Genomic DNA, 22,454 nt, shown 5'->3' on the forward strand with positions numbered 1-22,454 from the left:
CCGCGCCTTCCTGGCAGGACACCGCGTCTCCTTCGCCACCGCCGCCGGTTGGTTCGCCGCCTCGCCGAGGCCAACCACGCCGGCCGACTCCAACAGAAGCTGGTCAAAAGTCGTGAGTCAGAGCCTCAGGGTTGTCCGGTTTCTCGGGGCGGCTGGCGGCGTAGGGCCGAGCAAGCTCGCGCAAAAGAGGCCGTGATCTCTGTGGCAGGTAGCTCGATCCGCGGAGGGCAGAAAGGTCATCGAGCGCTGACCTGGGACTACACCATCGGCAACCACCGACCTCCCTTGGCCGTTCGCTTACCTGGTGCGACCTCCTGTCACCCGGAGCGGTTCATTCCGGTTCTGGAGTTCCCACCGGAGGTCCGCGAGATCATCTGTTTCACGAATGCGATCGAGTCGTTGAACTACCAGCTCCGCGAGATCACCAAGAACACCCGGGCACTTCCCGTCCGACAATGCGGTGATCAAGCTGTTGTGGCTGCCGAGGTCGCCAAGACCACCTATGTCGGCGCTACTCCGTTCTGGTTCTGGCACACATTCGATGACGCTGGGGCCGGGCACGTTCACCGAACATGGCGTGCTTGATCAGCTTCAACCTGTTCACGTTGCCCTCGGTAGGACCATTGCTGTGCAGCAGGGACAGTCAAGCGACGACGACGTCCCAGTCGCAGTACAGGGTGGTGGCGAAGGAGCAGTTCTTGCGAACGCCACTGTTTTCTGCTTGATCGGCCCAGACTTCGAGTTCGTTGTCGCGGTGTTGGCGCAACAGCCGCGCGAATTCGGCCACGGCCCGGGCTGTGGCCGCGACTTGCTCCAAGCGGCTCACGACCGCGTCAGCTTGCCCACCGCTACCGCGAGCTCGAGGGCTTGATCGCGGTTCAGACGCGGGTCACAAGCCGTCTCGTACCGCTGGCCCAGACTTTCCATGGTCACCGGGAGACTCCCGCCGACGCATTCGGTGACGGCCTCACCGGAGAGCTCCAGGTGCAGGCCTCCTGGATGAGTCCCAAGGGCCCGGTGGACTTCGAAAAAGCCCACGACCTCGTCAAGCACGTCATCGAAACGACGGGTTTTGTACCCGCTCGGCGAAGAGAACGTGTTTCCGTGCATGGGATCGCACACCCAGGTCACCGCGGGCGCGTTCGCTGTGACCTCTTCCACAAGCGGCGGGAGAACATCGCGGATCTTACCAGCGCTCATTCGAGTGATCAGCGTGATTCGTCCCGGTTGACGGTCCGGGTCCAGCCTTTCGATCAGCGCCAACACGTCGGCTGGGGAGGCAGTCGGGCCGAGTTTCACACCGATCGGATTGCAAACCCCAGCGGCGAACTCGACATGCGCACCGTCGAGGCTCCTCGTCCGCTCCCCTATCCAAAGCATGTGGCCCGACGAGCCGAACCGTCGACCAGTCAGGAAGTCAGTGCGGCTGAGTCCCATTTCGTACGGAAGCAGCAGCGCCTCGTGGCTGGTGAAGAACTCCTCGCCCGCGAAATCCCGAAGCCACATCAGGGTGTCAGACGCGGCCCGGTACGCCTGAAGGAGTCTACGGGGGTCCGGTGTACGTTCCTGGGCCGAGAAGTCCATCCCGTTCACGGCGTCGCCTCGGTAGCTCGGCAGGACCGTCCCGCCCCTGGTTTCCGTTGCAGAGGAGCGCGGCTTCCCGTACTGACCCGCGATGCGGCCGACGGTCACCACCGGCAGTCTCATGCTGGCGCCGAGCACCCCCGCCATCTGGCGGAGCACGCGTACCTTCCCTCCGTAGGTTGCTGGGACCGCCTCAGCGAAGGTTTCCGCGCAGTCCCCGCCTTGGATGAGGAATGCCTCGCCAGCGGCCACCGAGGCGAGCTTGGCCAGCAACCGATCGCACTCACGAGGCGAGACGAGTGGCGGCTGCCCAGCGAGCTCATCCACCACGTCCCGTAGTGCACACGGGTCCGGCCATTCTGGTTGTTGCGCTGCCGGCGAATCGAGCACGGCGTGCGATCTCATCATCTTCCTCCCTCGTCCGGCAATTGAGTTGCGTGTTGTCCCCGGCAGATCCGCAGCAGTGCGGCCGCGAGCGCGCTACCGGCCTCGCCGAACGGCGCGCAGTAGGTTTTCGTGATCGCGGCTTCCCTGATGGGTTCGACCCGCTGCCCGCCCGCGTCGATGCGAGTGCGCTGCACTTGTTGGGACATCACCTTGCGAGTGTGGATCAAACCGATGATTCTCTGGTCGATTTCGTCAATGCGCTGGCGAACCACCGACACGTCAGCTTTGTCATTGACAGGTTCCTCGATCACGATGGCTGGGGACGTTTTCACATTTCCTCCATGGCTCATAGCAGTGCTTTGTTATGCCTTGATGTGTCTATTGGATAGTCCAGTGTGGATTGTGACTAACTTTGGTCGCGACTCCGAATGAGATCGAGCGGATTCGTCCTCGGCTGATGGAGTCCGGCTAGCACCGCCGCATCACCCTCCCCTGCCTCACCCAAGCCTTCTGCGCCCTGCTCCGCCTCGACCACGAGCTATTAACAAAGCCACTACTTAGTCACACTGACGCGTTCGGCCGCGACACGTGGCGCCGGCACCGGCCACTGGCCTGACGGATGGCCGGGCTTCACGCTGATGCGGGCAATCCGCTCGAACGCCTTCGCGTATGCCTCCTCGACCTTGGCCAAGTCTTCGGCACGGAGAGCTGTCGAGAGATTAATGAGGCCGCGCGGGGTGGTGTAGACGCCCTGGTTGAGCAATGCCAGGTGCAGGGCGGACAGCAGGTCGGTGTTCGTTTCCCGCACATGGGCGGCCGACGTCGGAGGCGTGTCGGTGAAGTGCACGTTGAGGATGGAACCCGCGCGGGTTACCACGATCGGCATGCCGGCTTGCGCGGCACTGCTGGTGATGCTTGCGGCCAAGGTCGTCGCCGCCCGCTCCAGTCGATCGATCGCCCCTGCATTCAGGTGTGCCAACGTGATCGCGCCTGCCGCTGCCGCAGCCGGGTGGCCGTTGAAGGTCCCCGAGTGCGTGAGACGGTCGGGGGTGCCGGGAGCGGTCAACAGCAGCAGATCCCGCTCTCCTCCGACAGCGCCGATGGGCAAGCCGCCGCCGATGATCTTGCCGAGGAGCGTGAGATCTGGTGTCAGGCCAAGCTTCGCCTGTTCCCCTCCCACGTCGTTGCGGAGTGACTGCACCTCGTCCAGGACGAACAACGCTCCGCGCGCGTGCGCCAGGTCTTGGACTCCGCGAAGGAAGCCCGGCGCGGACGGGATCACACCACCTGCTCCGAGGAACGGCTCGGCGAACACCGCAGCGATCTCGTTCGTCATTGCCCGGTCGACCGCGTCGAGGTCGTTGTACGGCGCCGTCACCACCTGGGGATGGCCTTGCATCAGCTCAGGAGCGCTGCCGTGGTAGCTCCCGTCGAAGACGAGTACCTTGTGTCGACCGGTCGCTCTTGCCGCCAGCCTCTCGGCTAGCAGTGCTGCCTCAGTTCCCGAGTTCGTGAACCGAACCAGCTCCACCGTGTCGATTCGGTTGGTCAGCATTTCCGCGAGGCGCAACTGCGACTCGTGCGGACTGGCGAAAATCGCGCCTCCCCTCAGAACCGCTACGGCGGCCTCAGTCGCGGGGCCGTACGCACTCCCGTGGACGAGAGAGGTGTAGTTGTTGACGAGATCGACGTAGCGGTTGCCGTCGAGATCGGTCAAGTGCGCCCCTTGCCCCTTTCTGATCAAGGTCGGATACGGGGAGTACGTGGTGACGGTCCTGGTCTCACCGCCCGGTAGTACCAGCCTTCCACGCTGCCACGCAGCCGCGGACAACGATGTCCGGGCACGGTAGTCATCCAGCAGGCTTGCGTATGAGGCCTTGTAATCAATAGTTGATCCAACGGTGCTCGCCATGGCGGCGTCCGCTCCTCACGTCATTAGTAACGAAACCACGTCAGCACCGGTGTCCTGACTTCCCCACACCACACGTACGGCGTCGACCTCAGAACCAGTTTGCCGTGGTCGAGTTCCATCACTCGGCGCTGCTCCAGCCCCACCCAATCGGGAAACGAGCTGACTTCGACGTGATGTACGATTACTTTATCCTTGATGCGGTACGTGCCGCTGTACCCGAGGCAACCGTCTACAGTCGACGTTTTCTGTTTAATCGTGGCATACCGGGGAAAGGGAACTCGCAGCGCGGCCTGCTCAGCGCGCATCAGGATCACTGACATGTGCCCGTCGCCGGTGTAGACGAGCTTGCCGACGGGAGCGTGCCCAAAAGGCTCGTCGACGATCTCCCCAGCCGAGTCCAACTCCTGATAGGACTCCAACCGCCACGTCCCCACCAGCTCACTGACCGCGGTCACCGGTCGACCTGGCCTGATCGAGCCCAGTCAGGCGACAGGACTTCTTCGACGACGGATTCGACGTAGTCGGTGATCGATATGTCCTGGTCGAGGAACGGCACGATCTTGCGAACCTGTTCGTAGAGCGGACGGGTTGAGGACGAGAGACCCTCAGCACCTCGGATGTCGATCGCCTGACAAGCACAGATCAGCTCGAACGCGACGACGTACATTGCGTTGCGGAGCACCTCAGTAGCCCGCCGCGCCGCGACGAAGCCGAATGACACGATGTCCTGGAAGTCGCCGGTGCTGGTGAGCGACTGGATCGAGACCGGCATCGCGAGTGACCGGTTCTCCGCGGTGAGCGACGCGGTCATGAACTGACCGCCCATGAGCCCCAGCCGCAGCCCGGGATCCACGCTGCACAGGAACGAAGGCAGCCCGTTGCTGTTGCCCTTGTCGAGGAACCGGTCGACCCGGCGGTTAGCCAGGTTGGTCAAGGTCGTCATCGCGATCGTCAGGTGGTCCATCGCCATCGCGACGTACTGCCCGTGAAAGTGTCCGTTGTGGAACACGTCGTCCTCGTTGGGAATGATCAACGGGTTGTCGTTGGACGAGTTGAGCTCGTTCTCCACGGTGCTCGTCACGGAGCGCAGAGTTTCCAGCACTGGACCCAAGATCTGCGGTGTGCACCGGATGGAGTAGGCGTCCTCGATCGGTTGGGAACCCGCTTTCGCCGCATCGCCCATCTCGCCCGCCAGGGTCCGCGCGGTCTGCTCCTCGACGACGGCCAGCGTGGAGTCCCCAAGCAACGACCAAATACGCTCGGCGATCTCCTGTTGCCCAATATGGGGCTTGAGTCGATGCACGCGCGGGTCGAATGGTTTGGTCATTCCCGCGAGACCCTCGATGGACAGCGCGGACACTGTCAGGTAGGTGTCCAGCAGGTACCTGGCACGTTCGACCGCTATGGCACCCATGCCGACCATGCCCGAAGTCCCGTTGATCAGCGCCAAGCCTTCCTTGTAGGACAAGTGCATAGGCTCGATGCTCACTTGGGCGAGGACATCCGCGCCCGCCATGACCTTGCCGTGCAACCGTGCCTTGCCCTGGCCGATGCACACCAGCGCTATCGCCGCCAGCGGTCCGAGGTCACCGCTGGTGCCCAACGAGCCTTTCTCAGGGATGCAGGGAATGACGCCCGCGTTGTAGATCGCGACGAGTTTGTCGAAGTTCTCGATCGAGATCGCCGAGTGTCCCCTGGACAGCGACACGATCCGCGACAGCATGATCGAGCGGGTGGTGTGGTCATCCACATAGGACCCGACATTGGTCGCCACCGCATTGATCAGGTTCTCTTGCAACGTGGAGGCCAACGTGGTGGGGACCAGCCAGTCGACGAACCCTCCCATGCTGGTGTTCACTCCGTAGATGACCCGCTCCTCGTCAACGAACCGCACCAGCGTGGAGCGTGCGACCTCGACGCGGTCGCGGATGGTGCTGTCGACGGATACCTCAACACCATCTCCGGCAGCTTCGACGATACTCCCCAGGGAAACTCGATCGTCGCCGGCAAACATGACATGCATTTCGTTGAGACCTTTCAGCCGATCGTTCAAACGGCGCGTCAGCGGCATTACCTGCACACAAGAGCAACGGAACTTCGGTCTTGCTCGCATCATTACGGCGGACGATCCGCACACCTTTGACGATCGACAATGGGGGAATATCGGACATTAATGATCTTCCGGCCATAGGGCGTGTCGTTATGCTTGATTCGTGTCGCGCTGTGCGATGAGCGTGAGGTGTCGAGGTCTTCGAAGCCGGCGGGCAAGCAGGCCCGCGTGCGCAGACCAGCTACCTCTTTCTCGACCATACCGGCCTCCAAATACAAACCATAGATCACCCAGATATTCTGGGAGATCATCAGCCGGGACAAGAACCGCAACCTCTCGTTTACCGAACAGTTTCGCGCGGCTGCGGAATAGCAAGTCCGGCAGTCCGTTAACCGACACCGGTAAGGCTATGACGCTCAGCACACAATGGATAGCGGGATGGACCTTCGTGCAGAGTGGACTGCCCTCGAAGGACACGCTCGCCGGTGCTGCCCACGCCTCCCATCAACGTCCGCCCCAAGCGGCCGGCCAGCTGTCGTTCATCCTCGGCGCCGCAGCGGCCGTGCTGGGGCGCGAGGTCGTGTCACTCCGCACGCCGACGCCGATGGGTGGTGGCGGATCGTTGCTCGAGTCCGTACGGGAGGAGATCGGCGCGTTGCTGGCGCCGGGTTACCTGGGGATGAACAAGTCGACGGCGCCGGTGTAGGCGGTGAAGTACAGCTCGCCCTTGTGGTCGATCGCGCACATGGCTTTCACGCTGAACCGCGTGCGAAAGCCCAAGCCCGGCGGGTGGTTCCCGGCGTTTCGCACGGAGCGTCCGGACACGACACTCGCGCCAGAGCGCCAACTCGCCGAAAAGTCCTCATCAGACAGGGGCGCGACCGGTATCAGGCACGTTCGGTGCCGAATCCACCGAGAGCAGCCGCTCCAGGGCAGAATCGGTTTCCCCTCTGCACCTATGTTCACCAACCCTGTTGACGGGCGTCGTATCGCCCGGTGGGCTTGTGTGCTGGTCAAGCCACATCCTCATCGAGGAGCGAAAATGTCAAATCCGGCCGCAGGCGTCGACAGTGCCTCATTCGAGAAGCTGTACAGCGGCGATACCCCGAAAGCCCCGAAGATGCCGTGGGACCTCGGCGCACCGCAACCCCTGGTCGTCGAGCTGGCCGAGGCAGACGAGTTCACCGGCGACGTACTCGACATCGGTTGCGGGCTCGGCGACAACTCCGTGTTCCTCGCATCGCGCGGGCTGCGCGTCACCGGGCTCGATTGCGCGCCGTCAGCGGTCGAGCAGGCACGGGCCAGAGCAGCCGCGAAAGGCGTCGATGTCACGTTCGACCTTGCCGACGCGCTCGAACTCGAAGGGTACGAGGCATGCTTCGACACGGTGCTGGACTGCGCTCTCTACCACGTCTTGACAGAGCACGAGCGTCATCAGTACGCCGCCGCGCTCACGAAGGCGACCCGGCCGGACGCACCGCTGCACCTACTCGCCTTCTCGACCGCGCTGCGGGGCATCTACCCCGACCGGCACCTGGTCAGCGAGGCCAGCCTGCGGGAGACGCTCGGAGCGCACTGGACGATCGAGCAGCTCGAAGCCGCTAACTACACGACCGCTTGCACCTTGGAGGAGCTTCAAGTGAGCGCGCGTGCGGTCCTGGGCGATGCGGCCAACATCGACGGGCTCACCGCGTTCCCGACCGACGGCGAGGGCCGCGTGCTGCTACCGATCTGGCAGCTGAAAGCGGTTCGCACGGCGGTGTGACCGCTGGACCGGCCGCCGGGCACCGAAATCGGCAAGTGGCGACGGTCCGGGCGGGCCGGTGTGTACCCGGCCCGCCCGGACCGTGTGTCGTGCCGCCGCGTAAAGCGGTGATACCTGGTCGACGCGGCCGCCGGCGGACGGCACCCGAACGTCTTCACCGTCGCCGTGATGCCCAGCCGCTGCGGCAGTTGCGCACCACCAGCTCCCCCAATGCGCACCGAGTGGCTGATCGGGCTGCCTATGTGCATGGCGCCGTGGGCGTGCATGCCTTCGGTGACGAGGTTGCGAGCCCGCCCGGCCAAGGCGTCGTCTCGCGGCCCGAGCCAGCCGCCGATGTTGGCGCAGCTTTTTCTTGGCCGCCATGCACCCGCCGTCTATCAGCGACCATGTCTGAGCCGGGATGTGTGATCAAGTGGTTGCCCCAGCCCAGTTCGCGCTGCTGAACGAACCAGGTGTTCTCGACGGCACGCGCGCCGCCGAGAATGATGGGAATGCCGCGGTTGCGCCAACTCCCGAACGCCGACCAGGTGCAATGGAGCCGCGACGGGCCCTGAGGTCAGGTACCCGCGGCATCGCACCCACAAGGCCGCGAGCGGCCGCCGGTCAGCCGACCGACGCGAGTCCTTCGTCCAGCGCCAACGACGGCAGCGCGGACATGGTGATGGCGTGCAAGTCGGCCTCCGCCAGCGTGCGTGAGGCCGCGGTGGTGGCGAGCCGCTGCGCGAGCCGGTGGGTGTCCCATGCCGTGTGCCCGCCGTCGGAGAGCAGGCCGCGCAACGCGTCCGCCACGTTCTCCGGCACCTTGTGGCCGCAGCGCGTGAGCTGCCGCACCGCGAGCGCAGTCAACTGGTCCACGTCGTACTCTGCGAAGTCCCACCGCTCGGCGAAGCACTCGCCAAAGGCGGTGGAGGACTCGAAGAGCCGGGTTAACGACATAGCCTCGCCGGACAGCAGCACGACCGGGCCTGCCGGGTTGCGCCGCACCGCCTCGCCGAGCGCGTCGATCGTCTCGGTCCGCCGCTCGGCCGAGTCGGTCGCCCAGTCGCCGTCCGCATCGAGCAGCAGCACGCCGCCGCTCGCCTCGTCGAACGCCGTCGACACCAGGCTCACCGCCTGCCCCGGCCAGCGCGGACACAGATCGCGGCCGATCGACAGCCGCGTCACATGTCCGCTGCTGATCAGCCTGAGCTCGGTGAGACTCTGCGCGTAGAGCGACGCGACCGCGCGCCGCCCCATGCCCGGCCGGCCGGACAGCACGACGTTCGCCTGTCTGCCCAGCCCTTTGTTGCGTGCCTTGAGCCCACACAGCCGCACGAGGATGCGCCCGGCGGCCTCGCGCACGCTCTCCAGTCCGCACAGCCCCGCGAACCGCTGCCAGCCCAGCGTCGCCTGCACCGCGGCGGACGGGTCGGTGCTTACGTCGGGGAGGGCCGCGCGGGGCGCGACCTCGCCGAGCGCCACGAGCTCGCTCGCCAGGTCCTGGGCAGTCAGCCTGCTCAGCTCGGTGTCTTTGGACGGCGGCTGCATCGCGAGACGTGATGCCTGGTTGCTGACCATCGCCTCGAACAACTTGCGGGCCACGCGGCCGTTTCCGAAGGTGTCGTTCTTCGGGACGCGCTCGAAATAGTCGGTCAGCGCGTCGACCGCATCGTCGGTCAGCTCGTAGTAGTGCTTGCGGCAGAGGTTGGTCGTGATCGTGACCAGCTCCTCGACGCTGTAGTTGGGGAACTCGACGGTCTTCGAGAACCGGGATGCCAGACCGGGATTGGAGGCCAGGAACTGCTCCATCAGCTCGGAGTAGCCCGCGACGATCACCACGATCTCGTCACGGTGGTCCTCCATCATCTTCATGAGCGTGTCGATGGCCTCCTGGCCGAAGTCGGGACCGTTGCCACCGGACTGGCTCGACAGGGTGTACGCCTCGTCGATGAACAGCACGCCGCCCATGGCCTTGTTCACGACCTCGGCGGTCTTGATGGCCGTGGCACCGATGTACTGGGCGACCAGGTCTGCCCGCGCGACCTCGACCATGTGACCACGGGCGAGAATGCCGAGCTCCGCCAGCACCGAGCCGTAGAGCCGGGCGACCGTTGTCTTACCGGTGCCAGGAGGACCCGCGAACACCAAGTGCCTGCTCATCGGTGGCATCGGCAGACCCATCTGCTGGCGGCGCTGGGTCATCTTGATCAGGTTGATCAGGCCGAGCACCTCGTGCTTCACACCGTCGAGACCGATCAGCGAGTCCAGCTCGGCGAGTGGTCCCTCCAGCTCGGCGCCCATCGCGCCACCGAGCGTCGGATGCTGGTCCTCGCCTGCGAGGACGAAACCGCCTTCCCAGTGCTCCTCGCCCGAGACGGGCCCGGGCTGGGAAGTGGCGTCCGCCGGCTGCGAGGACCGCTGCTGCGGCTGCGGCTCGTCGGTGACGATGCTTGCCACCGACAGCCGTTCGTGCTCGATCGCCTTGCGCACCGGGCTGCCGCCGCTGCCGGTGACCGTGCACTCCGCGACGGTGACGGCCTCCTCGGTGTCAAGAAGGACGCCGTCGCCCGCGCTCCCGGTCACCTCGCAGCCGCGGACGTCGCCGCGCGACCCACTGAGCAGGTGCACGCCGTGCCGCTTCGCCGAACGCAGCCGGCAGCGGATCACGTGCACGTCGCTGCCTGTGCCCGCGCTGATGCCGTCCTCCCGCGCATCGACAACCTCGCTGTCCCGAATGGAGAGACTGGCCTCCTCGGCGCGCAAGCCGCCGCCCCGCAGCAGGGTGGACGCGAACTCACCGCGTGCCCCGCTCTCCAGCCTCACCAGGTGTGCCGCCGGGCCGGTGACGCGCAAATCGGTCAGCTCGCCCCGGGAGTTCTCCGAGAGCGACAGGCCGGCAGCGTCGGAGACCTCGATCACCGCGTCGCCGAGCGTCAGCCGCGACCTGCCCTTCACCAGGACAGCGGGGCCGGACTCGGGTACCGCCCGCAGCCCCTTCACTCCCACCGAGGACTCGGCGTCGACCAGCACCGCGCCGCGCGACGTGCCTTCGACCAGCAACGTCCCGAACACCGGATGGGACGCCGCGTCCACCAGGACGCCGATCGGACTGCCGGTGACCCTGCAGTCGTCGAACCGCGGCGACGAGCCGCCGGTGACGTAGACGGCGTTGCTGCCCGCCGAGTCGAACCGGCAGCCCCGCAGCCGAGGTGAGGCCCCGCCAGCGATATGCGCCGACTGCATGCGCGCTCCGGTGAATTCAGAATCGGCGACCACGACCTCGCTCGTGCTGCGCACGTACAGGTCGAGGCTCGCGCTCTGGCTGACTGTGACGTCACGGACCTCCGCGCTCGCCTCCCCCTCGACCACGAGCGCGGGCTTCGCCGCCTCGACGATCTGGCAGTCCTCGATCACCACGCGGCCGCGGCCGTTAACGCAGATGCCGTTGCCCCCGGGCTTGCGCACGGCTACCCGGCGCAGCTCGAGGGAACCCTGCTCGGTCACCACGATGCCCGAGGACATCGCGTCGACGATCTCGGTGTTCTCCGCCATGCTCGGCATCGAGGACGTCACGACGATGCCGACGCCGCCACTGCTGGTGACGGCGCAGCCGCGCAGCACCGCGCAGCCCTGGCCGTGGGCGAGCACGGCCGCCCAGGAGGCGCCCGACACTTGGCAGTCATCCAGTGCGACCTCGCCCTTGCGGATGTCCAGCGCCACGGCGCTCGTGTCCGCACCCGTCAGCACGAGGCCGGAGAACTGTGCGGCGCCTGCAGCGATCATGGCGACGCTGCCCGTGCGGGCGACCAACTCGACCGTGCCCGGCCCCTCCTCGGCGGTGACGGTGACCATCCGGTTGACCACGAGGTTCTCCTCGTAGCGTCCGGGCAGCACGCTGATCGTCGCACCGTCCCTGGCTTCCCTGAGCGCAGCGCTGATCGTCGGGTATGAGCCGGGCCGGTCAGCGGCGACCACGAGCAACTGGCGGTTCATCGTTCCTCCTCCGGCGCGGATGTCGTGCGGACGAGGCCCGGCAGCAGGCTGAACCGCGGCGCCGCGGCGTCAGCGACGCGCACCTCGCCCTTGGCCTCGGCCCACTTGTCGAGGCAGCGGCGTAGCGAGTTGAGCGCCAGCTCGTCGAGCGACGCCCGGTTGTCGTCCACCCGGCCGGCCGAATCGATCTCATTGGCGGCCAGCTCGCGCAACAGCACCTGGCCGCGCACGCCCTCCTCCGGCTCAGTGAGGTCGAGGACCTTGAAGCTGGTGCCGGGCACGAAGAGCACTCGGTCCGCGGTCGGGTTCAGCTCGGGTTCGAGCAGCTTCGTGCGGCGCGCCGTCATGGACCACACCAGCACGTCCACATCGTTGGTCTGCCGCTGCTTCGCGCAGGGCGCGCTCAGCGCGTTGATGAAACCCCACTCGGTGAAGAACTTGCGGCTGCGATAGAGCTCCCACTCCTGCGGGGTCGGCGACGTGGCGAACACCGTGGCACCGCGGTGAGAGGGCAGCCTGCTCAGACCGGAGACGACGCAGCGCGCGAATGGCACATGGGGACCGACCGCGCCCATCCGCAGCGGCAGGTCGAGACCGTCACCTTCACCGGACAGGTAGAGCCGGATCGCCACGGCGTCGCTCAGCACACCGCCGGAGGACCGCTCGAGCGCGCCCTGGAAACCGGGGTGCTCGGACAGCACGCGACTGACCGAGTTGGACTCCGCGGCGTACTCGCGGCTGAGGGTGCGGCGCAGCCAGGCGCGTTCCTCGTCCAGGCCGCGCTTGGGCACCAGGGCGGCGGCCGCGGTCGACGGCGTGGGCTGCACGATCGTGACGAAGGCAGAGGTTTGCTGCCGCGCGTCGGATTGGGCCGGGGGCTGCACGGCCGGTGTCTCGGTCACCGGCTCGGCCACTGCCGGGGCGTCGGCGGCCGCGATGCCATCCGGCGGCATTGACGCACTCGCCTCCTCGGACAGCGGCGGCCCGGTGTGTGGTGCAGGCAGCGCGGTCGCTTCGGTGATCTGGACCGGCGGCCGCTCCGCGCCGGGGACGTCGACCACGGGCAGGTTGGCGACCGGGGACTGCACGGCGGACGACGCTGCGGGCGGGTCGGCCGACGTCACTGGGACGACGGACGGCGCGACGTGGGTGGCCGCCTCGGTCCACGTCGACGTCACCTCCAAAGGCCCCATCGGGGACAGCGCCTCCGGCGCGACGCTCTCCAGCCGCGTCGTCACCGCGTCCACCCGCAGCGGCGTGTCGAGCGCGAGCGGAGCCTTACCCGGCCGCGCATCGGTCTCCTGGCCGGTGTCGCGTGCCGGCGGCTCCCCCGGGGCGGCGGTGCCCTGCTGTGCGGGGCCAGAGATGACGGCCACGGCGGTAGGCGACGCCTCGATCGCGCCCAGCGCCTGGCCGACGATCTCAATCCGCTGCTGCACCACCGACTCGGCCCGGACGAGACCGCTCAGGTGGCGGGTCGCGGGAGCGAGGCACCCGAGCACGTCCTCGGCAAGCTCGCGCAGCCGGGCGGAGGCACCGCCGTGGTCGTCCTCGAACAGCACCAGATGTCGCTCGGTGTCCGGTTCGACCGAACGGATCGCCGGTGCATGTGGCAGCTCGTAGGGCGGGCGCAGCCACAGACCGGACTGCACGACCTCCAGCACGACATCGGGCGCGTACTGGTAGACGGCCGGTGCGATCTCCTGCACGCCGAACACGGGGGCGCGGTAGCTCCTCAACACCGGCGGCATCGCGGGCCCGCCCGCCACAGCCGGGGTGTAGGTCATCTCCTCCGCGCACGCCCGCCAGCCGAGCGTGCCGTCCATTCGCAGCGTGTAGACCTCCGGTTCGGTGCGCGAGCCGACCGGAATGCCGGTGTAACAGGTGATCTGCGCGCCCAGCGCGTCGGCGATGCTCTGGTAGTAGGACATGTTGCCGGGCACTGTGAGCGGGCCGAACCTCACCAGGCGCAACTGCGGTCGCAGCTCGTCGGGCAACCAGCTCCAGAAGCGGGTGATGTCGTGGATGGTGATCGGCGGCGCTCCGGGGCATCCGAGCACGACGGCGCACACGTCGGGTTGGCACGGCAAAGTCTCGATCAGCCGCTTGCGGTGGGGGCGCAGCGCGCTCTCCGGGCCTCGCGGGCGCAGCCACACACCTCCAGGCAGTGGTTCGGCGACGCAGCCCGCGCTGGTCGGCATCATCTCGACCAGACAGGCCGCCGTCTCCCAGGCAGGGCGGGGAAACCGCTTGCCGTCCGGTTTCGGCGGCTTGCCCGGCTGGAAGCGTACCCAGCCGGTGCCCCAGCCCGCGTCGACGAACAGCGAGCCGCCGACGCTGCGCATAACGGAGCCGTCCGGGGCGATGACGGGACTGTTCAGGCGCTCGGACAGCCACTGCCCGGCGAGCGCGGTGGTCTCTCGGGACCGACCGCCGATGACCAGCCGTACACCGCGCCGCTTGCGGGGCAGCAGCTTCGCCGCCGACTCCCACACCGCGAACGAGCTGTCCGCCGGCAGGTCGACCACCACGAGCTCGTGGTCGGGATCCGCCGCGAGGCCCAGCGCCAGATCGCGGATCTCGTCGCTCAGCACGTGGCGCGGGCGCACGACGAGCGCGTTGCCGATCGTGTGGCCGATCATGCTCCGATCACCGGCGTCGTCACGGCGCTTGGTCAGCGGGCTCATTCAGCCACGTCCTTTCTCGAAAACGCCCACCGCAGCCCGGCTCAGCGTCGGGCCACTCGGGATCTGCGCCAGCACCTCGGCCGACACCGGACGGGGTTGCACGCCGCCGAAACCGAGTGCCGAGATGGTCTGGTCATCAGTGAGCTGGTACTTGAATCCGCGGTCGGTGATCAGGAACCGGTCCGGCTTGGCTCCCGCACCAGGGGGCGCTGGAACGGAGGCGGCGAGCATCCCCGTTCCTGGTTTCAGGTACGCGCCGACTTGGGCGTTCATCCCGATCCAGGCGTCATCGCGCTCCGCCAGGACCGGCACACTGATGATGTTCGTGTTGTTGGTCTCCTGCCGGAGGCAGAACGCTTTCTCGCCCGTCGGCACGGACGTCGCGGTCAGCAGGTCGGGGATCCGCTGCATGAGCGAGGTGTCCGCGGAGCGTGGCGCACCGGCGACCGCCGAAGCGCCGATGTCGACCGCGGGCCGCCCGCTGGAGGTCTCGAGCAGCGCTGCCTCGGTGCGCGAGATCGGGGCCAGTCCGTCGGTGCGCAGCACGGTGTAGTTATGCGTGCCGTTGCCCGCCGACTGGCGAAACACCGTCCCAACCGGCTGCTGCGACCCGGCGATCTCGATGCTCTTCCTGCCCGCGTCAGGAATCACGGCCGGCGCCAGCTCGGGCCCGTCCGGCAGCGCGGCCAGCCACGCGGGAAGCGCCGTCGGCGGCGCCGCGGTGCCGAGACCAAGCGCAACGGCGACCGTGGGGCCCGCGAGCTTCAGCTTGCGATGCGACCAAACCAAGTACTGTTCGCCGGAGGTCGAGCCGACCCACATGTACTCGTGTGCACCGATCGGGACGCTCTTGGCGTCGGGGTTGAGGTTCATGCTCATCAGACCCGCGCCCTGCACGTCGACGCCGGCGGTGCGCGGCAGGCAGAGCAGCCACGGGGTGTTGACCAGCGCACCCGCCGCAGGAACTGGGTCGGGCGCGTTCTGGATACCGATCGGGGCGCCGCGCTCCAGCTCGCTCAGCGACGCGCGCGAAATGGTCTCGACCTTCGCGCCCGCGCCCTGCAGCAGCAGCGCCGAAGCGTGATTGATGACCGGAACCAGCAGGCCGCGCTGGTAGACGAATCGTGCGCCGCTCTCCTTTTCCACCAGGATGACGTTCGGCTTCTGCCACGCCATGTTGCCGCCGGGGTTGATCAACCCGTAAACCCAGAACCCCACTCCCACCAGCAGGCCGAGCACCAACCCGAACACCAGGCCCATCAGCGCGCGGCGCGCCGGGGTCTCGCTGTAGTTGGTGTCACCCAGCAGCAATGCGGCGCTCATCCTGCCGACAAGCGTCTGGTACGCGTGGACATGGTCTTTCTTGGTCTGCATCTGGCATCACCCGGCCAGGCCACGAGCCCAGGCGAAGACACCGAGCGCGTGCAACACGAACGGCACCAGCGCGAGACAGCCGAGGTTCTCCAGCACATCGGCCATGTGTGGCCAGATCGGCAGCACCCGGCGGTGAGCGGGCCGCAGCGCCGCCGCCACCAGCAGCAACGCGCCGAGCAACAGCACCAGCGTGCCGACCGCGCGCCAAACGTCGCTCAACCCGGCGAGCAGGCTGATCACCAAGAGCAGCACGCCCCAGGCGCCGACCAGCGCGAGCGACGTCCGCTGGCCGATGTTCAGAAACTCCCGTGACCGCAGCAGTATCACTGCCGCCAACAGGCCGGTGAGCGTGTAGTTGAGCCATTCGGGCCGCTGGACCAAATACCAGAAGGCGGGCACGAAGACGACCGAGGAGCCGATGGTGAGCACGCTGAGGTAACGGTCGGCGTTGCCGGTCTGCTCGACCACCTGCGCTGCGGGCATCGGCTCGATGTCGATCTTCATTTCGTCGGCGGTGCGTGGTAGCTGCGGGCCGCGCAGCCGGGCTGCGCGCGTCGCGAGCTTGGGCCCGAACAACAACAGCAGGAAGAAAACGACCATCACGACAGTGGAGGTCTGCAGTGCGGTCAGCTCCAAGCCGAGGTGCAGCCACATCGCGATCACGGCGCCGAAGCCGGTGACGGCTGTGCACCCGAAAGGCACGATCGGCAGATCCCCTGCGAGCAGGCGCTGCACCACGAGCAGCGCGCCCGACGTGACCCCCATCGACAGGCCACCGATCAGGACGGCGACCGGCGCCGATTCCAGCGCGCCCGCCACACCCGCCGCGCCGATCGCGCCGGCGAGCCCGGCGAACACGCAGCCGGCGACACCGACGACCGCGGCGAGACCGCGGTCCGCGAGCGTCCGCGCGACCAGCACTGAGGCGACGCAGAGGACCAGGGCCAGCACACTAGCGGTGACCAAGGCGACGAGCGCGCTCGAGTTGCCGAACAGCGACACTGCGATCGCGGCGAACGCGACACCGGTCAGACTGAGGAACAGCTGGCGGTTGACCGCCTCGTTCCACCGGTTGCCCTGGCGGTTGACCGCAGTCGCCATGCCCTCGGCGACATCGTCGAAATCCAGCTCGGGCAAAGGGCTCTCGGCGCGAGACAGGTGAAACTGCTCGCCGTCGAGCCAATCGAGCGTCTCCGGCGTGCCACCCAGGTCGAACGGCGCGTCGCCGAGGCGCTGCAACACCCAGGAGCCGTACTCCTCCTGGTCGCGCGGCCGGTCCTGGTCGCGCACGACGTGGCGCACGAGTGTCGGCAGGAGCACCGCCACAGTGGTCGAGACGGGCACGGCGAGGTCGGCCCGCCCGCTGGGGCCGAGCACCGTGATGCGGCACAGTTCGGGGGTCGCGGTCACATGTCCTCGTTCCTCGAGAACGCTCCGCGGATCATCGCGTCCTCGTTCTGCGAGCTTTCCACCGGTACGAAGCCGGTCTGGATCAATTTCACGCCGCGCCGGGTCACCAGCTGGGCGCGGCCGGGAGGCAGGGTGCGGGGTGCGGCCTCACCGAGGAACTTGCCCTCCTCCTTGGGGTAGGAGAACAGCAGTGCCGGGGAGCCGAGCTCCCACAGCCGCCGCATGACCGGGTCCATCATGCCCCGCAACGCGTTTGCACTGCTGCGCGCGAGGATCAGGTGGAATCCGATGTGGACGCCCTGCGCCAGCAACGGCAGCAGCGTGTCCAGTGGCGTGCCCATCGCCATGCCACTGGAGAACAGTTCGTAATCGTCGACGACGACGAACAGCTGCGGACCTTCCCACCAGTCGCGGCGGCGCAGGCGCTCCGAAGAGATGTCCACGCCGGGGACCCGCTTGTGCAGTGAGACCGCCGCCTTGGTGGCGAGGTCGGTCAGCGCGTCCGCCCCGACCACCTGGCCGATGCGGTACTCATCCGGCACCATGCCGTCGAGGTCGCGGCGGGAGTCGGCGACCAGTATCTTCGCCTCGCCCGGCCGGTACGCAGCGACGATCGACCGCAGCACCAGCCGCAGCGCGTTGGTCTTGCCGGTCTGCGCGTCACCCATCATGAACAGGTGCGGCACCACGTTGAAGTCGTGCCACACCGGCTTGAGGCGCTGCTCGTCCTGGCCGAGGCAGATCCGCAGGTCGCCCTCGGGGCGCGGCAAGTCGACCACCGGGAGCTTGGTCGGCAGCAACCGGACGCCAGGAGCGCTACGGCCCGGCCAGAACGTGCGGATCTCCTCGACGATCGACTTGGTCGCGACGGCCAGGTCCTCGGTCGCCGACGAGCCGTCGAGCCGGGGCAGCGCGGCCAGGAAGTGGAAGCCGGAGCTGGTGAGACCGCGGCCCGGCTGATTCGGCACAGTGGCCGCCTTGCGGCTCTGCACCTCAGACTCCATTGTGTCGCCGAGCCGCAGCTCGAACCGGGTGCCGAGAACGTCCCGAAGCCACGGCCGGATCTCCGACCAGCGCGTCGACGACACCACGAGGTGGATGCCGAAGGAGAGGCCACGAGCGGCGATTTCGGTCAACTTCGTCTCGAGGTCGCCGAAGTCCTGGCGGAGGGTGAACCAGCCGTCGATGATCAGGAACACCTCACCGTGCGGATCCTCGATCCGGCCCTCACGTCGCGCGGCGCGGTAATCGGCCATGGACTCGAAGCTGTGCTCGGCGAATGCCGCCTCGCGCATCTCCAGGACCTGCACGACTTCTTCCAGCGTACGGACAACGCGGTCGCGCTCCATGCGGGTCGCGACAGAGCCCACGTGCGGCAGACCGCTGACGGACATGATGCCACCGCCGCCGAAATCCAGGCCGTAGAACTGAACCTCTTCCGGGGTGTGGGTCAGCGCGAGGCCGAGCATCAGAGTGCGCAGCAGCGTCGACTTCCCAGTCATCGGGGCGCCGACGACGCCTACGTGGCCGTCCGCGCCAGACAGGTCGGCGATCAGCAGCTCCCGCATCTGCTCGTACGGCAGGTCGACGAGGCCGACGGGGACGCGCATGCGGCCACGCGCGACCGGGTCATCGACGATCATTCCGAGCTGAGGGTTCGGCAGGACGCTCGGCAGGAGCGAGTCGAGGCTCGGCGACGCCGCGAGCGGCGGCAGCCACACCTGGCGGGCGGCGGGGCCGGCTCCCTCAAGCCGTCCAATGAGGACCTCGGCGAGGCTCGGCGCGTCGTCGTTGGCGGATCCCTTGGACTTCTCCTCTTCTTCTTGCGGTTTTTCCTCCGCTTCCATGGCCTCGATCTGGCGCATCTCATGCATCCGGGGGTTCGGCTGGGTGTAGAAGGGGACGACCTCGCCCGCCGCGATGTCTTCCTCGCTGATCGGCCCGTCCACGGGGGCGGTCGTCAGGCATGGGCCGGAGACATAGGCGCCCTTGAAGCGGACCAGCGTCGAGGTGTCGATCTTGAGATAACCGTTTCCAGGCCCGGAAGGCAGCTCGTAGGCATCTGCGACACCGATGACGCTGCGGGACTCCATCGAGGAGAACGTCCGCAGCGCGATGCGGTAGGACAGGTGGCCCTCGACCCGGTGAATCCGGCCCTCGTCGAGACGCTGCGACGCGAGCAGCAGGTGCACGCCCAGGCTTCGGCCGAGGCGGCCGATGCTGACGAACAGCTCCATGAACTGCGGCTTGGCGCTGAGCAGCTCGGAGAACTCGTCGACGATGACGAGTAGCGTCGGCAGCGGCCGGAGCTGGCCGGCGGTGGTGCGGGCCTTCTCGTACTCGAACAGCGAGGAGTAGCCGCTCTCGCGCAGGATCTCCTGGCGTCGCGTCATCTCACCGTTGAGCGCGTCCTGCATGCGGTCGACCAGCGGCAGCTCATCGGCCAAGTTCGTGATCACCGCCGAGGTGTGCGGCAGCTTGTCCATGCCCAGGAAAGTGGCGCCACCCTTGAAGTCCACCAGGACGAAGTTGAGAATCTCCGAGGAGTGGGTGGCGGCGAGGCTGCACACCAGCGTGCGTAGCAGCTCGCTCTTGCCGGAGCCGGTGGCGCCGATCAGCATGCCGTGCGGGCCCATACCGCCCTGTGCCGACTCCTTGAGGTCGATCTCGACGACCTCGCCGTCCTCGGTGACGCCGATCGGCACCTGGAACCTGGCGCGCTGCGGGGCCTTGTGCCGCCACTGAGCATTGATGTCGAACGTGTGCACGTCACGGATGCCCAGCAGCGTGGTCAGCTCGAAGTCGCTGTCAAAGGGGCGGTCGACGACGTCAACGGTTCCGCTGGTGCGCTTCGGCGCGAGCACCCGGGCCAGCGCATCCGCCTGTGGCACGCCGAGCGTGTCGCAGGTGGCCGTTCCGGTCTCGTCCCCGACCGGATAGGTCACGTCACCGTCACGGCAGGTGAGCCGAAGCACCTTCGCACCACCGGGTAGAGCCCCGGTGGCGTCGAGGAGAACGGTGTTGCGCAGACCTGGCCCGTACAGCGGCGAGTGCTCCGGGATGGTCGCGAGGTGGGCGACGACGACGATGAACGGCTCCGCCACACCGGGCAGCACGCCCTTGTCGTGATCACCGCGGTCGGTGACCTCGGAGCCGAGCAGCTCGATCAGCTCATCGTGGTCGCAGGTCAGCATCCGCAGCGGCCCGGCGCCGTCACGGGCCGTCGGATGCGCGGTATGCGGCAGCCACTTGACCCAGTCCCAGTCAGCCTGGTTCTGCGGTGCGGTGAGCACCGCGATCCGCAGCTCGTCCGGAGCGTGGAAGGTGACGAGCTGCCCGATCACCGCGCGCACCAGCCCGGCCGCGGCGTCCGGGTCGCCTTCGAATTCGACGCTGGTGAAGCTGCGCAGTCCCACCGAGATCGGGATGCCGGTCACCGTCCGGTAGGTCTCGCTGAACCGGCGCAGCGAGATCGCCGACAACGGCTCCAAGTCCTCGATCGGCTTGGTGGCCGGCGGCGTGAACTCCATCGCCGCCTGCTGGACGCCAAGCCCGATGCGCACTCGCGCGAAGTCGTCATGGCTGCCACGCCGCTCCCACAACCGGGGCCCGCTCGCCAGTGACCACAGCCACGTGGGGTCCGGGTTGTTCCAAGCGACGGCCACGCGCTGCTCATCGCTGGTCTGCCTGGCACGCCGGCGCAACTGCGAGATGTAGCGCAGGTAATCCCGGCGCTCGGAGTTGAGCTTGCGCTTGCGGTCACCGGCGTTGCGCATCAACTGGCTGATCGCCATGGTGACCATGCCGATCGCCATGGCACCGGACATGATGAAGATCAACGGTGAGCCACCGCCAGACCCGATCGACGAGAAGACGAGGATCATGGCAATGGGACCCAACGCCATGGGCACGAACATCAGCACGGAGCTGTAGTCCCGCGTCGCCGGCTCCGGCATCACCGGAGGCTCCTCCAGCGCCTCCTCTCCCTCCGGCATCTCGGGGCCGGCGAGGCGAGGACCGCGCTTGACGGTGACCGTACTCACTCGATCACCCCCGGCCGCTTCGGCTCGGCCGTCGCCGCCCATGCCTTGTCGTCCTGCTTGAGCAGGTCAGCCGACGTGCGCTCCTTCTCCTCTTCCTCCGGGGTCTCCTCGGCCGCCTGCTGCACTTCCTCCAGCGTCCGCCTGGCCTGGGCCTCGTGGTCCTCCATGTCCTCGGCACCGCCGCACATGGGCTCGTCGGCCGGGAACTGGGCCGTCCGCGGCAGGAACTCCGCACCGTCGACGAACCGAGGTGCGGCCGCGACGTTGATGTCCGCCACCGGACGCGCGGCCGTGTGGTTGGAGGTGTGTTCCCAAGGCGTGATCTCGCGCAGTGCGAAGTCCGGGGTGTGCGGATCTTTCCTGTCTTTCTCCCGCGGCTGACCAGCCGGCCACCCGGCGCACAGCAGACCGCTGCCGCTGCCCGCTGCGACATCCCACGCGCCGAAGTCCTCTTCCTCGTCGGCGGGCCGCACCACCGCGACCCGCTCCTCCAGCGGCGCGACGACCTGCTGGTCGGCTGTGAGGAGCACACCCCCGGCCGCACCCTCCCGGTCGTCGTCGCCGCTGTCGACCGGTGCAGGCGGCTGCGTTCTTTCCCACGCCGCCGTCTCGGCTTCGGGTCGCACGCTGGTGGCTTCCGGTCGTACAGGTCCGATGCCCGTGGCCAGAGGTGTGGGAGGAAGTGGCGGCATCGCCGCCACAGCGGGAATGCCCGCGCCGTCCGCGTGGTCGACCGCCCATGCTTCCGGCGCCGAGGAGGGTCCGTCCACTCCGGACAGATCGTTTAGACCGGGAGCGGGCGCACCTTCCCGGGCCGCGCCCTCACCGCCAAGGAGACCCGACCCGTCCGCGCGTTCCGCGACACCGTTGCCCGCGCCGACGGGTGGGGACATCGGCTGCATCATCGGCACACCGGGCAGCGCCGGAGCGTTCAGGCCAGGCTCTGCGGCCCAGTCCTGCGGCTTGCCCTCCGGCACGTCCGCGAAACCTTCCGGCTCACCAAGCCCAGGAACGTCAACGCCCTCCCACGGCTCCACCTCACCACCGAGCAAGCCCGACGCATCGGAACGCTCCGGCTGCCCACCGCCCGCACCAGCCGGCGGAGACATCGGCGGCATCATCGGCATCCCCGGCACACCCGGCGAAACAGTGCTGGTCTCCGACGAAGCCGACCAGTCCTGCGGCTTGCCCTCCGGCACGTCCGCGAAACCTTCCGGCTCACCAAGCCCAGGAACGTCAACGCCCTCCCACGGCTCCACCTCACCACCGA

At 67.6% G+C, this 22,454-nt stretch carries 14 protein-coding genes and 1 pseudogene; 3 read left to right on the forward strand and 12 right to left on the reverse strand.

Annotation, left to right across the window (positions count from 1 at the left end):
• Positions 1 to 324: 324 nt before the first annotated feature.
• A pseudogene (locus tag AB0I53_RS22250) lies at positions 325 to 481 on the forward strand (transposase); the annotation flags it as partial.
• A gap of 162 nt (positions 482 to 643) precedes the next feature.
• Here the strand turns inward: AB0I53_RS22250 and AB0I53_RS22255 are convergent.
• From AB0I53_RS22255 to AB0I53_RS22280, 6 genes are all read right to left on the reverse strand, one after another.
• Positions 644 to 787, reverse strand: a complete 144-nt coding sequence (locus AB0I53_RS22255) for a hypothetical protein (protein ID WP_358606071.1) — start codon at positions 785 to 787, stop codon at positions 644 to 646.
• A 35-nt stretch (positions 788 to 822) separates the two neighbouring features.
• Positions 823 to 1,992: a 3-deoxy-7-phosphoheptulonate synthase class II gene (locus AB0I53_RS22260; protein ID WP_358605986.1), complete on the reverse strand. Its 1,170-nt coding sequence runs from the start codon at positions 1,990 to 1,992 to the stop codon at positions 823 to 825.
• The gene (locus AB0I53_RS22265; protein WP_358605989.1) at positions 1,989 to 2,303 is read right to left on the reverse strand and encodes a chorismate mutase; all 315 of its coding nucleotides are present in this window, start codon (positions 2,301 to 2,303) and stop codon (positions 1,989 to 1,991) included. The genes AB0I53_RS22260 and AB0I53_RS22265 overlap by 4 nt, the downstream gene beginning before the upstream one ends.
• A gap of 221 nt (positions 2,304 to 2,524) precedes the next feature.
• Positions 2,525 to 3,883 carry an aminotransferase class III-fold pyridoxal phosphate-dependent enzyme gene (locus tag AB0I53_RS22270; protein WP_358605992.1) on the reverse strand — a complete coding sequence of 453 codons (1,359 nt, stop codon included), beginning with the start codon at positions 3,881 to 3,883 and terminating at the stop codon, positions 2,525 to 2,527.
• Positions 3,884 to 3,906: 23 nt separating this feature from the next.
• A complete protein-coding gene (locus tag AB0I53_RS22275; protein ID WP_358605995.1) occupies positions 3,907 to 4,338 on the reverse strand; it encodes a lipocalin-like domain-containing protein in 432 nt (143 codons plus the stop codon).
• Complete coding sequence (locus AB0I53_RS22280; protein WP_358605997.1) at positions 4,335 to 5,954, reverse strand: phenylalanine aminomutase (D-beta-phenylalanine forming); 1,620 nt, start codon at positions 5,952 to 5,954, stop codon at positions 4,335 to 4,337. The genes AB0I53_RS22275 and AB0I53_RS22280 overlap by 4 nt, the downstream gene beginning before the upstream one ends.
• A 427-nt stretch (positions 5,955 to 6,381) precedes the next feature.
• On the opposite strand from AB0I53_RS22280, the gene AB0I53_RS22285 reads away from it, so the two are divergent.
• Complete coding sequence (locus AB0I53_RS22285) at positions 6,382 to 6,639, forward strand: hypothetical protein (protein WP_358503307.1); 258 nt, start codon at positions 6,382 to 6,384, stop codon at positions 6,637 to 6,639.
• Between the two features lie 252 nt (positions 6,640 to 6,891).
• Entirely contained in the window at positions 6,892 to 7,698 is an 807-nt protein-coding gene (locus tag AB0I53_RS22290) for a class I SAM-dependent methyltransferase (protein ID WP_358606000.1), read from the forward strand.
• A gap of 603 nt (positions 7,699 to 8,301) precedes the next feature.
• Here AB0I53_RS22290 and AB0I53_RS22295 read toward each other — a convergent pair.
• From AB0I53_RS22295 to AB0I53_RS22320, 6 genes are all read right to left on the reverse strand, one after another.
• Positions 8,302 to 11,670, reverse strand: coding sequence for a right-handed parallel beta-helix repeat-containing protein (locus AB0I53_RS22295; RefSeq protein WP_358606003.1), 3,369 nt, complete (start codon positions 11,668 to 11,670; stop codon positions 8,302 to 8,304).
• Entirely contained in the window at positions 11,667 to 14,357 is a 2,691-nt protein-coding gene (locus tag AB0I53_RS22300) for a hypothetical protein (RefSeq protein ID WP_358606005.1), read from the reverse strand. The genes AB0I53_RS22295 and AB0I53_RS22300 overlap by 4 nt, the downstream gene beginning before the upstream one ends.
• Positions 14,358 to 15,731: a type VII secretion protein EccB gene (gene eccB / locus AB0I53_RS22305; protein ID WP_358606007.1), complete on the reverse strand. Its 1,374-nt coding sequence runs from the start codon at positions 15,729 to 15,731 to the stop codon at positions 14,358 to 14,360.
• Positions 15,732 to 15,737: 6 nt separating this feature from the next.
• Positions 15,738 to 17,141 (reverse strand): type VII secretion integral membrane protein EccD, encoded by a 1,404-nt coding sequence (gene eccD, locus AB0I53_RS22310; protein ID WP_358503320.1) that lies wholly within the window; start codon positions 17,139 to 17,141, stop codon positions 15,738 to 15,740.
• Positions 17,138 to 21,184: a type VII secretion protein EccCa gene (eccCa, locus tag AB0I53_RS22315; RefSeq protein WP_358606009.1), complete on the reverse strand. Its 4,047-nt coding sequence runs from the start codon at positions 21,182 to 21,184 to the stop codon at positions 17,138 to 17,140. Before eccCa ends, eccD begins: the two co-directional genes overlap by 4 nt.
• Positions 21,181 to 22,454 (reverse strand): hypothetical protein (locus tag AB0I53_RS22320; RefSeq protein ID WP_358606012.1); only part of this gene is annotated, 1,274 nt, incomplete at its 5' end. The genes AB0I53_RS22320 and eccCa, both read right to left, overlap by 4 nt.

Origin of the sequence: Saccharopolyspora sp. NPDC050389 (assembly GCF_040655595.1) — a bacterium.
In the GTDB taxonomy this organism is placed as follows: domain Bacteria; phylum Actinomycetota; class Actinomycetes; order Mycobacteriales; family Pseudonocardiaceae; genus Saccharopolyspora.